The sequence below is a fragment of the Gracilibacillus kekensis genome (assembly GCF_900143085.1).
In the GTDB taxonomy this organism is placed as follows: domain Bacteria; phylum Bacillota; class Bacilli; order Bacillales; family Amphibacillaceae; genus Gracilibacillus; species Gracilibacillus kekensis.
In genome coordinates this window covers 80,158-92,438 of the sequence record NZ_FRCZ01000001.1, presented here as the reverse complement: position 1 = coordinate 92,438, position 12,281 = coordinate 80,158, and the positions used below count along the sequence as shown (strand labels likewise).

The 12,281-nt window shown below is 35.2% G+C and carries 11 protein-coding genes; 6 read left to right on the top strand and 5 right to left on the bottom strand.

Translation table 11 applies throughout. The features are described 5' to 3' along the window. Positions 1-493: 493 nt before the first annotated feature. From BUC25_RS00440 to BUC25_RS00430, 3 genes are all read right to left on the bottom strand, one after another. Positions 494-1,387 carry a ClpXP adapter SpxH family protein gene (locus tag BUC25_RS00440; protein WP_073198627.1) on the bottom strand — a complete coding sequence of 298 codons (894 nt, stop codon included), beginning with the start codon at positions 1,385-1,387 and terminating at the stop codon, positions 494-496. After that, positions 1,384-1,785: a globin domain-containing protein gene (locus BUC25_RS00435; protein WP_073198625.1), complete on the bottom strand. Its 402-nt coding sequence runs from the start codon at positions 1,783-1,785 to the stop codon at positions 1,384-1,386. The genes BUC25_RS00440 and BUC25_RS00435 overlap by 4 nt, the downstream gene beginning before the upstream one ends. 187 nt (positions 1,786-1,972) lie before the next feature. Next, positions 1,973-2,554, bottom strand: a complete 582-nt coding sequence (locus BUC25_RS00430) for a CYTH domain-containing protein (protein ID WP_073198624.1) — start codon at positions 2,552-2,554, stop codon at positions 1,973-1,975. A gap of 155 nt (positions 2,555-2,709) precedes the next feature. Between BUC25_RS00430 and yjbM the strand changes: the two genes are divergently transcribed. The 3 genes from yjbM to BUC25_RS00415 are packed head-to-tail and all read left to right on the top strand — an operon-like array spanning position 2,710 to position 5,053. Continuing rightward, positions 2,710-3,336: a GTP diphosphokinase gene (yjbM, locus tag BUC25_RS00425; protein ID WP_073198622.1), complete on the top strand. Its 627-nt coding sequence runs from the start codon at positions 2,710-2,712 to the stop codon at positions 3,334-3,336. A gap of 13 nt (positions 3,337-3,349) precedes the next feature. After that, positions 3,350-4,153 carry an NAD kinase gene (locus BUC25_RS00420; protein WP_073198620.1) on the top strand — a complete coding sequence of 268 codons (804 nt, stop codon included), beginning with the start codon at positions 3,350-3,352 and terminating at the stop codon, positions 4,151-4,153. A gap of 15 nt (positions 4,154-4,168) precedes the next feature. Then, positions 4,169-5,053, top strand: coding sequence for an RluA family pseudouridine synthase (locus tag BUC25_RS00415; RefSeq protein ID WP_073198619.1), 885 nt, complete (start codon positions 4,169-4,171; stop codon positions 5,051-5,053). A 679-nt stretch (positions 5,054-5,732) separates the two neighbouring features. On the opposite strand, the gene prpE is transcribed toward BUC25_RS00415, so the two are convergent. Further along, a complete protein-coding gene (prpE, locus tag BUC25_RS00410) occupies positions 5,733-6,467 on the bottom strand; it encodes a bis(5'-nucleosyl)-tetraphosphatase PrpE (RefSeq protein ID WP_073198617.1) in 735 nt (244 codons plus the stop codon). Between the two features lie 30 nt (positions 6,468-6,497). Continuing rightward, positions 6,498-7,688, bottom strand: coding sequence for an FtsW/RodA/SpoVE family cell cycle protein (locus tag BUC25_RS00405; protein ID WP_073198616.1), 1,191 nt, complete (start codon positions 7,686-7,688; stop codon positions 6,498-6,500). Between the two features lie 196 nt (positions 7,689-7,884). On the opposite strand from BUC25_RS00405, the gene mgtE reads away from it, so the two are divergent. From mgtE to fabI, 3 genes are all read left to right on the top strand, one after another. Next, entirely contained in the window at positions 7,885-9,249 is a 1,365-nt protein-coding gene (gene mgtE, locus BUC25_RS00400; protein WP_073198614.1) for a magnesium transporter, read from the top strand. Positions 9,250-9,270: 21 nt separating this feature from the next. Further along, positions 9,271-11,121: a monovalent cation:proton antiporter family protein gene (locus BUC25_RS00395; RefSeq protein ID WP_073198612.1), complete on the top strand. Its 1,851-nt coding sequence runs from the start codon at positions 9,271-9,273 to the stop codon at positions 11,119-11,121. A gap of 290 nt (positions 11,122-11,411) precedes the next feature. Continuing rightward, the gene (fabI, locus tag BUC25_RS00390) at positions 11,412-12,191 is read left to right on the top strand and encodes an enoyl-ACP reductase FabI (protein ID WP_170862615.1); all 780 of its coding nucleotides are present in this window, start codon (positions 11,412-11,414) and stop codon (positions 12,189-12,191) included. Positions 12,192-12,281: the final 90 nt, after the last annotated feature.

The following is a 12,281-nucleotide window of genomic DNA, read 5'->3' as shown; positions in this document are numbered from 1 at the left end:
AAAAGAGTTGCTTTTTCATGAAATACTTCTGTCCCATTCTTTCTTAAATCCTTTAAATTGTTTTTTGTTTTGAAAAGAATAAACCGTTATGTAGATGGTTGCAAATAAAAGTGGAATTGTAAAATACAAAGGGATCATACGCATTAGGCCAAAGATGTTTAATATGAACGCAAATAAAGGTAAAATGACTAGTAACAAGCGCAATATTTATACACCACCTAAACATGAGAAATATAATTTTTACCTTTTATATAGAAGAACGTCAAAGTTTGGAATGCATTTGAGGTTCTATCTTTATTTTTATGCGATATTTTATCATGATAGAAGTGTGAATTTTTTGTGAAATAATGCACAAGTATATATTATTTTTGCATTTTCTTTGGTATAGTTAAGATAAGTTAAACAAACAAACCCCTTTGTTTGACCAGAAAATTTCTCCCATCCCTTTTAATAACGCAAAAAGAGTACATGCACAAAGACATGTACTCTTTAGCTATTTAGCATATTTCCAGAAATATCCGAATTTAACTGGTACTTTTTCAACAAGCTGTTTGAGTTGAAGTTTCTTCATCTCTTTCTCAGCTTTTTCGATGGACCAATCATATACAACCGCTATTTCTTTTGTACCGACAAAATCATAATGTGATAAAAAATCAACTAATTTTGGTTTTTTAGCCGGCAGTGGTTCTTTCTGGAGCATTTGTTTTAAGACTTTTACATATATTTCATAAGGATAAATTCCAGAAATTTTCAAACCTGCATCATCTTCTGACTCATTGAAGAAAACCATTGTAGGAATGTATTCAACATCCATTTCCTTTGTGATCTTCAAATCACATTGCAGTGCTTTTTTTGAGGAATGAGAATAAAGATCTTCACGGAACTCATCGATATCTAAATGCACTTTTTGGGCACAGTTAATTAGTATCTCTTCTTGTGAAATATCCTGTTTATTTAAAAAGGCAAGCTCTTGTAGTTTACGTAAGAAACGTTTACCAGCTTTTTTACCTTGTAACTCAGCAGCTTTGATTGCAATAGATGTAAGCCATGGATAATGAATCGGATTTTCGATCCATAAATCCCCATCACAACTCATACCCGTGCGACTAGCTGTTTTTTCCCATATATCTTTCAATTTACGTGGTTTCTCAAATTTGTCTTTGTGCAAGTTCGTTAACTGTCCGCTCAAAACAGTTCGGATCGTAAAAAAACGACCATATTCAATGGATAATTTCTTTAAATACGGTTCTAATGACCAACATTCTGGACAAAGTGGATCAACAAACACATAAATCTCGATCGGTTTTTTCAAAACGTCAATAAAATGATAATGCGTTGTTTGGTTACGATCTTGATGTTGCCATGATCCGGCGGAATTCCAATTCACAATGATTCTCCTTTCTCTTCAGGCGTATTCATCATGTGATTGGCTGTTAATGTAAGCCGATCAAACATTGCACTTCTATACGGTTCTTCAATATTTGCTTCTTCAAGAGCGCCTTCCATACAGGATAACCAAGCGTCTCTTCTAGTAGGAGTGATTGGAAAGCGTAAATGCCGCTTTCTCATCATAGGATGCCCATGTTCTTGTATATATAATGGTGGTCCACCAAAAAATTGTGTTAAAAATTGTTTTTGTTTCCGTGCAACTTCAGTAAAGTCATCTGGAAAGATGGGAATTAAATCAGGGTGTTTAGCAACACGGCCATAAAAAGCCTCAACTAATTCCTCAATTTTCGATTCACCACCAATTGCTTCATAAATGGAGCCAACTAGATCTCTCATATCCGCCAAACCCTTCATAAGATGTTACTAAAGAAAATCTCTCTTTATGTTATTGTATATTGTAACAGTGTTTATATCGAACTAGCAACTTTTGTGTTTTGGTAGTTTAATCCTTTAGTATATAAGGGTTGACCTGTTATCATACAGTATATAATTTAAGTATATGTGTTATAAGTGTAAACGTTTCCTAATACCTTAATGTTTTATAAAATCGCTCAATTTTATTAGCGGTTTTCCTTATTGAGATGCTGTGCTTCGATAAGATTTCATTAAAAACCTTTAAACCGTATGCTTCTTCTTGTGCTTCCAGCTCTAGTTCATAGTCAGTATGGCCATTATAATCACTTTTATCTAGTACGATAAGGGTGTCTTTGTAGTTTAATTCGATTCGATAAGTTTTTAGCATACCACCATATCGAAGGTCAGTATGTGAAACACCCATGGTATTTAATGCATTTTCAATCTCTGCTTTTGCTACAAAGTTGCCTTTAAGAGAAGATGTGGCTTCAGTACTTGTCAGGTTGGCATGGGTTTCCAATAAACCGGCTCCCTGCGGATTAGGTTGTTTTAAAGTCATTTGAAATGTATTTTCCTTTTCTCTGATTCGTAAAGCTGCATGGTGTTTTTTTATCTGAAAGTCTGCTGTTTCAAAGTAGTGATTTTTTTGTATCATTTCCGTACGAATAGAAGTATGGAAATGATTGATTAATCGTTGATATTCTTCTTTGGTTAATAAGTTTTTGAATTCAATTTCGATTTCTTGTGTCAATTGAAGCACTCCTTGCCTTCCTTATAAAAAGTCTTATCTTATTTTGAAGGATAATATAAAAAAAAGCAAAGATAACGAGAGATACTAACGTTACTTGTTTATCATAAGATATGATAGAATGAACTTAGATAATGATTACTTAGGTGGTGCTAGTCATGAATTGGAGAAACTTCTTGGCACCTTATTCACAGGTGGTGGAAGAACTAAAAGTTAAATTAAAAGGAATGCGAACACAATTTGAACATGAGTCAAGTCATTCACCAATAGAATTTGTAACAGGTAGAGTGAAGCCTATTTCAAGTGTTAAAGAAAAAATGAAACGAAAAAATATACATATAAACGACATAGAAACGGAATTACAAGATATTGCAGGTGTTCGAGTTGTATGTCAGTTTGTTGATGATATAGATGGTATTGTCGACCGCTTGCGTTCACGTAATGATTTTGATGTCATAGAAGAAAGAGATTATATTAATCATAAGAAGGAAAGTGGTTACCGTTCATATCACTTAATTATTTCCTACCCTGTTGAAACCATTCATGGTGAAAGAAAAGTTATTGCCGAAATTCAAATTAGAACGTTAGCTATGAACTTTTGGGCCACAAATGAACATACGCTAAATTATAAATATGAGGGACAAATACCCGAAAAAGTACAAGCTAGATTAAAACGAGCTGCCGAAGCAGCATTTAAACTGGATGAAGAAATGTCCAAAATAAAAGATGAAATTCAAGATGCACAACGAGTTTTTAAAACGAACAAAAACGATCATGAAAAGTAATGGAGGGAACAGCATGCGCTTTATGATTTTATCTAGAGGAGATAACAAGTCTGAAATGATAAAAGCACGTATGAAAAAATATCTAGAGGATTTCTCGATGATTTTTGATGAAGTAGAACCAGAGCTTGTTATTTCTGTCGGTGGTGATGGTACTTTTCTAGAAGCCTTCCATACGTATCAACATCGATTACAAGATACGGCATTTATCGGAATACACACAGGGCACTTAGGCTTTTACGCTGACTGGGTTCCAGAAGAAGTCGAAAAATTAATTATAGAGGTTGCAAAAAAACCGTTTGAAGTGGTTGAGTACCCGTTATTAGATATTAAAATTCATCCAGTCGAAGGAGATAAATTTAAGCATTTCCTTGCATTAAATGAAGTTTCGGTGAAATCGAATGAAGGTACGGTAGTTATGGATGTACATATTAAAGGAGCACATTTTGAACGCTTCAGGGGCGATGGACTATGTGTATCTACACCTTCTGGAAGTACAGCATATAATAAAGCTTTAGGTGGGGCTATTATCCATCCATCGTTAAATGCCTTTCAGATTACCGAGATGGCATCGATTAATAATCGAGTTTTTCGTACGATTGGTTCTCCTCTAATATTACCAAAACATCATGTTTGTGAATTATTACCGTTATATCATGATCGAAGTTTTTTAATTACAATTGATCATCAGACAGATATGTATGATAATATTGATCGAATTGAGTGTCGTGTCTCTGATGAGAAGATCCGTTTTGCTCGTTTTAGGGCTTTTCCTTTTTGGAAAAGAGTGCATGACTCCTTTATTTCGGATGAAAGATAACAGTAGGTGGAAAATGTGAAATGGGATGTAACAAAGCAACATGAAGGATTACTATTACGCGATTATTTATTAAAAGTAATCGGTATTTCACGAAGAATGCTTACAGCTATAAAATTTGACGAGGGAAAATTATTAGTAAATAATATGGAAGTAAATGTGAGATATCGACTTATGGCAAGAGATCAAATAAAAATTATCCTTCCCCAGGAGACAAGAAGTAAATTATTAGTGGCCGAAAATATTTCAATTGATATTGTGTATGAAGATGAGCACATAATAGTTATAAATAAACCACCATTTATTGCGACGATTCCATCGCGGGACCATCCAAGTCATACATTAGCAAACGGAATTATTAATTACTATGATAATCATAATATTCCTTATACTGTTCATATAGTGACAAGGTTAGATCGTGATACCTCTGGCTTAATGTTAATTGCGAAACACCGATACAGCCACTCGATTTTGTTTCATGATCAACAGGAGCATAATGTAAATCGAGGCTATTTGGCAATGGTATCCGGCAATCTACACAACGAAAGAGGCACAATAACAGATCCGATCGCTAGAGATCCAGAGTCGATTATAACAAGAAGGGTTTCACAACATGGCAAACGAGCTATAACGCATTACCAAGTGAGAGAACAATTAGATGCATTAGCTCTACTCGAAATTCATTTAGAAACAGGAAGAACACATCAAATACGTGTCCATTTTTCATCCATTGGTCACCCGCTAATTGGCGATGATCTCTATGGTGGAAGTATGGAAACGATACAACGACAAGCGCTTCACTGTCATCAGCTATCCTTTGATCATCCGATAAAAAAAGAGCGGATGCAATTTGAGATTCCGCTAGCAAAAGACCTCAAGCAAGCATGGGAGGCATATAAATAAAGAGCCTGGAACAAAAGAATTTAATAATTAAAAGAAATCCAAACAATTACTCGAATAACTTTCGAAATCGTTTGGATTTTTATGCGTATTAAGAAGATACTATGCAATAACTGATGTGGTCTTTTTGACAGTAAATATGAGGGTACCCAACCGCTACGGCTTGCCCACTTCGCTTTCCGGGGGGCATGCTCTTCAGCTAACTTCGAAAAGAAAACCACTTTTCAAAGTGGATCTTCAGATCATGCTAATTCCCCAGGAGTCGAAGTGGACGCCTGCGCTAATTTGATATTCTACAACGCTAGTATCAGGAAGCATATTGGTATTTCTATCATTTGAAAAACATTATTTGTAGTAAATGCTAAAAATACTACCTGTCACAGTAGTTGTAGGATAAATATATTAGCGCAGGCCGCCCACTTTCACTCCTGTGGGAATGTTTTACCTGAAGATCCACTTTTTCAAGCGATCTGTGCTTGAAAAAGTTAGCTGAAGGGAAAACCCCACGGAAAGGGAAGTGGGCAGTCGGAGCGGGTATCTAGAAATAAATACATTTCATAATTACTACATCATTTATTGAGTAGTATCCATATATTACGCAAAAATATATATTCCAGTATTGTTGTTTGAAGTTTAAAAATTATTGTCTTTGCCATGTGTTTTTCATTTTAAACACTATTGCTTAGTATCTAAATTTATCTTCAACAAATGGCTGTTTTGATGGTACAGTGATTATTTCTTCTTCTGGCAATCGAAAGGCAGTTAATTGGTTGCCGAATACACAGCCTGTGTCTATGTTAACCGTTTTATTTACAAAACGAGGGTGCATTACCGGTGTATGTCCATAGACGATCCACTGTTCACCCTGATAGTGTTGAGCCCAATCTCTTCTGACAGGTCGACCATCTGCTAGCTTTTCACCGGTGATATCACCATATAAAACAAATGTTTTCACTTTTTTATCGTTTCTTCCAATATATTTTTCGGGTATACCAGCATGTGCCATCACTGTATCAAGTTCATTAAAAACCTGATACAATGGCGCATTTTCGTATAAGGTAATCATCTTTTCTTTGATTTCTAATTGTTCTTGTTTAGATAATTGTTGATATTCCGCTACGGTTGTTTCTAACCCGTGTTGTTGTTTTACATTATTGCCTAGGAAATAACGATAAAGTTTATCACAATGATTACCAGGTACGTAAAAACCTATTCTTCGCTCGATCACAAGATGATAGACAAACCGAATTACATCCAAGGATTGTGGACCACGATCTGTTAAATCACCAACAAACGCAAGTTGTCGATTTTCTGGGTGATACATTAAGTCATCCTGATGGTGGTAACCTAATTTTACTAATAACTCTTTCAATTCTTGAAAGCAGCCATGAATATCACCGATAATATCTATTTTCATTCAATTTGCCCCTATCTGTTCCATCTGTTTTTATGATTCGTCAAACATATAGGTTTTTATACGATAAAATACACTTAACACAATTCCAATTGCAATCATATAAGTTAAGGTCGAACTACCACCGTAACTTATAAATGGCAACGGTAGCCCGGTAACAGGCAGTAATTGGATAGACATTCCAATGTTTTGGAAAATTTGATAACTGAACATACCGATAACACCAGTAACCATATAACTTGCGAACGGATCTTTACTTTTTAAAGCAATGAAGATTAATCGGTAAATTAACAAAAAGAAAATAAGTATCAGAATACTCGAACCAAAAAATCCAAATTGCTCTGCGATTGCTGAGAAAATATAATCTGTATGGTATTCAGGAATACGGTATGCCATTTCAAACGTTCCTGCTCCTTTTCCAGACAGTTGACCAGACCCAATAGCCTGCATAGCTCTTAAAGTTTGATAGGCACCATCTTGGCTGAATTCTTCAGGGAACAACCAACCTTGAAATCGAGAGACGACATGGTCTAGATCATTATCATACAGAAATTGATTTACCTTACCAGGATTTGCAAGATAAAAAGCTACGAAGGTTACTAAGGCTGTTAACACTGTTCCCATTATTGTTAAAATAATTCGCCATTTGATTCCAGAGACAAGGATCATACATGCTGTAATGGCTGATAATACCAATACTCCTCCTAGATCAGGCTGTTGTGCAATAAAAAAGATCGGTATCAGTGCAAAAAAAGCCATTTTCACCAATAACCAAAGGTCCATTTTCACAGTATGCTCTGGATACTTTTCATTATGTGCCACCATTACATGAGCCAGAAAAATAATTAAAAAAACTTTCATAAACTCTGCTGGCTGAATTGTCCCAATTCCAGGGAATCTAAACCAGCCCCAAGCACCTTTCACTTGATGAGCAATATCAGGCGGAAAGTGGAAATGAAGCATGATAAGTGAAATAATACCAATTCCGTAAAGTAACCAGGATACTTGTCTAAACCTGTCATAATCAAACATCATAATAACTGCAATAGCCATTGACCCGGCAATATACCAAACAATTTGTTTTAAGTACATATTCTGATAAAGTGGATTTTGATTGAGATACGGACTTAATGTATATAAAGTAAAAATACTAATGATCGCTAATAAAATGATAATCATTATTAGAGAGTAATCTAATTTTGTGTTTGAATTTTTTTCTGACATAATGATAAACCTTTCCTTACTTGAAAATTTTAGTCTATTAATAGTATAGAGCATTATTGTATTTTTGAGAATAGAAACAATATATTCTTTATTGTAACATCAAAGTATGATAAGAATGTGTAAAATTAGCGTATTTTTTAGCAAGATATGTTATTCTTTTAACATCCCAAAATAAAGCGAGACAGGGGGCGGAATAATGGAACACTTAGAAAAACAAGAACGAATGGAAATGTGGCAAAAAATACAAAAAGCATTAATAGATGAAAGAATTGATCAGTTCAGGGCAGAATTTTTAGAATTACATCCATATGATCAAGCAAAGATATTTGAAGAACAAGAAGAAAATATTCGATTTTTAATATATTCCTACTTGTCTCCAGAAGAAATGGCTGAAGTGATTGAGCAGGTAGATCGAGATTTTGTAGCGGCATTTATTATCGAAATGGTTCCAGCATTTGCAGCTAAAATATTAGAACATATGTCTACCGATGATGCAGTAGATATTTTAAATGAATTAGATAAGAACAAGGTTGCAAGTTTTTTAACTATTATGGATAAAAAGGCTTCTGAAGAGATAAAAGAGTTACTCCACTATGAAGAAAAAACCGCTGGAAGTATCATGACAACGGAATTTGTTGTGATACATACGGAAATGACTGTGAAAGAAGCGATGCGCCACCTTCGAAAAGCAGCACCTAAAGCAGAGACGATTTATTATATCTATGCGGTTGATTCCTATAAAAAATTAGTAGGGGTTATCTCTTTACGAGACTTGATTATTGCAGAAGGAGATTGGTTGATTCAGGATGTTATGAGTGAACGAGTAGTATCTGTTCCAGTAGGGGAAGACCAGGAAGATATTGCACAAATGATGCGAGATTATGACTTTTTAGCATTACCAGTAGTCGATTTTCAAGATCATTTACTTGGTATTATCACGGTCGATGATATTATGGACGTTATGGATGAAGAAGCAAGTGACGATTATTCCAAACTAGCAGGTATAACGGATGTCGAAAGTAGTGGAGATACTGCATTTTCTTCTGCAAAAAAACGTCTACCCTGGTTGGTTATCTTATTGTTTTTAGGTATGCTAACCGCTAGTGTGATTGGACGTTTTGAAGCAACACTGGAACAAGTAGCAATTTTAGCAGTATTTATTCCATTAATTGCCGGGATGGCTGGAAATACTGGTACCCAAGCATTAGCTGTTGCTGTAAGAAGCATTTCAACCGGAGAAATGGAGAAGAAGGGAAAGGCTTCAGTGATTTGGCAGGAAGCTAAAACAGGTTTAATTACGGGTCTTTCTTGTGGTGTTATCATTACCTTGTTAATTGCTTTCTGGTATAATGATTTTTTCTTGGGAGTTCTGGTAGGTATTTCAATAATGGCAACACTTTTGGTTGCTACCGTTTCAGGTGCTTTTGTACCGTTAGTCATGGACCGATTCAACATTGATCCTGCGGTTGCTTCTGGTCCCTTTATCACAACATTAAATGATTTAATATCTATTTTTATTTATTTTGGTTTAGCAACAGCCTTTATGAGTTATCTACTCTAGGCGGAGAGGAGTGATTGAATCATGGAGCACGGAGAATCTGTCAGTTCTCTGGTAATTGTTATCCTCGCAGCATTTTTAACACCAATTCTTTTGCACAGATTTCGGTTGAAAATGATACCTGTAGTGGTGGCAGAAATTATCATTGGTTTAATTATCGGACAAAGCGGCTTTAATTTAGTCGAAGAAAGCAACTGGTTAGAAACATTATCAACGTTAGGCTTTATTTTTCTAATGTTTTTAAGTGGTTTGGAGATAGATTTTTCAATTTTCTCAAGCAAAAAACGTAAAAATCAAAATACGTCAACGAAAGATATGCCGAATCCTGTTCTATTAGCAAGTGCTATTTTTGTTGGTATCTTGATTTTATCGTTTTTATTATCCTATTTATTTGTAATATGGGGCTTTATCGATAACGTTTATTTAATGACATTGATTATTTCAACGATTTCTCTAGGGGTCGTTGTACCAACGTTGAAAGAAGCTCAGGCAATGCAAACAACAGTAGGACAAACGATCTTACTAATTGCAGTAATCGCTGATTTAGTAACAATGATTCTATTAGCTGTTTTCGTTTCCTTCTATGGTGAGGGTTCGGGTAACATGTGGTTACTACTTATCCTTTTCGGTGTAGGGGTATTACTGTATTTTGTAGGTAAGTATTTCCGAAATCAATCATTTATTGAAACGATGTCTAAAGGTACGATTCAAATCGGAACAAGAGCAGTTTTTACATTAATTATTTTCCTTGTTGCTTTATCTGAATCCGTAGGTGCTGAAAATATTTTAGGTGCATTCTTAGCTGGTGCTTTAGTATCTTTATTAGCGCCAAATCAAGAACTAGTACAAAAATTAGATAGTTTTGGTTATGGTTTCTTAATACCAATATTTTTTGTAATGGTTGGCGTCGAAATAGACTTGTGGGCTCTTTTTGATGAACCAAAAGTGTTGGCATTGATTCCATTATTATTTATTGCACTACTTATTTCAAAGGTGCTTCCAATTGCATATATGAAAAAATGGTATGATACAAAAACAGTCATTGCAGCAAGTATGTTATTAACTTCTACCTTATCATTAGTCATTGCAGCTGCGACGATTGGGGAGAGGTTGGAAATTATTACAAGTGAAATGCATGGTGCGCTTGTTTTAGTGGCCGTCTTGTCATGTATCATTACACCAGCTTTTTTCAAAAAATTCTATGTTAATCATGAAGAAGCGGAATATCAACAGTCGATATCTTTCATTGGAACGAACCAAGCAACAATTCCTGTGGTAAGAGAATTAGAACCGAAGGAATTTGAGACTCATCTATTTCATACAAAGCAGGAAAAAGTTGAAGATTTCCAAAACAGATCGATTTTTGACATAAATGAGTTGGACAATTATGATATAAATACCCTTGAAGCTGCAGGTGTTTTCAAACATGATATTGTCGTGGTTTCAACAGGTAATGAAGAAAAAAATGAAGAAATAGCAACATATGCTAAAAATAATGGTGTAGAGCGCGTAATAGCTCGTATAGAAATTCCTGAAATTGAAAAAAGGCTCCAAGAGATAGGAGTAGATGTTTTTTCAGTATTATTATCAGCAAAAACCTTGTTAAAAGCATTAATTGAGGCCCCATATGTTGTCAATATTCTTACACAACAAGAAAGTGCACTTTATGAGATTAACATGAACAATGCTAATTATGATGGAACTTTACTAAGAGAATTTCCATTTACAGGCGATGTGATAATGGTTCGAATCTTTCGCGGAAATGATTCAATAGTTCCGCACGGAGATACGGAATTGAAACTGAATGACCGTTTGATTGTGACGGGATCCACAGAATATGTGGAAGAACTACAACAATTATTAGAATACGTCTAACATGCTTGTCCTCTGTTTACAAACAGGGGGCATTACTTTTATTGCAACTCCTTATTTTTGAGTTAGTCCATTGTTGTAATTATCCGAAAATTCCGATAAAATAGCAGCAGGTACTAATACACGGTATAAAATATGACTTCATCTTCAGGGGCATGGCACTCTTGCTATGCTTCGCGAAACGTATTTGAAAGATTTTCGACCCAATATCTTTTTCAAATTAAATTCTTAATAACGAAGTAAGGGTATTATGGACAATTACACCGTGATAAATAATAAGGGAGAGTGAAATGATGAATTTTTCTTTAGCAGGTCGTACATACGTGGTAATGGGTGTAGCTAATAAACGTAGTATTGCTTGGGGAATAGCGAAATCTCTTCATGCAGCTGGAGCGCGTTTGATTTTTACCTATGCAAATGAACGTTTTGAACAGCCTGTGAAAAAACTTGTAGATACTTTAGAAGGACAAGACGCATTATTTTATGAATGTGATGTGACCGATGACCAAGCGGTTGCTAATACATTTTCAGAGATCAAAGAAGACGTTGGCACAATTCATGGTTTAGCACATTGTATAGCGTTTGCTCAAAAAGAAGACTTGCAAGGAGAATTTGTTGATACTTCACGTGACGGCTTCATGCTCGCGCACAATATAAGTTCCTATTCACTTGTAGTTGTTTCAAAAGAAGCAGCACCATTGATGTCTGAAGGTGGAAGTATCATTACGATGACTTATTTAGGTGGCGAGCGTGTAGTCAAGAATTATAATGTTATGGGTGTTGCGAAAGCCAGTCTTGATGCTAGTATGAAATATCTTGCTAATGATTTAGGGAAACGTGGCGTTCGTGTCAATGCAATATCAGCTGGACCAATTCGTACACTATCTGCCAAAGGCATCGGAGAATTTAGTTCGGTATTGAAAAAAATTGAAGAAGATGCGCCACTTCGGCGAACGGTATCACAAGAGGAAGTTGGGGATACTGCCTATTATTTATTAAGTGATCTTTCTCGAGGTGTCACTGGAGAAATGATTCATGTTGATGCTGGATATAATATTTTAGGGTTATCATAAAGCAAAACTTCAAACAGCGCGTGTTTAAATAAAAAATCCAAACGATGATCGTTTGGATTTTTTGATTGTATAGTAGGAAAACTGCGCAAT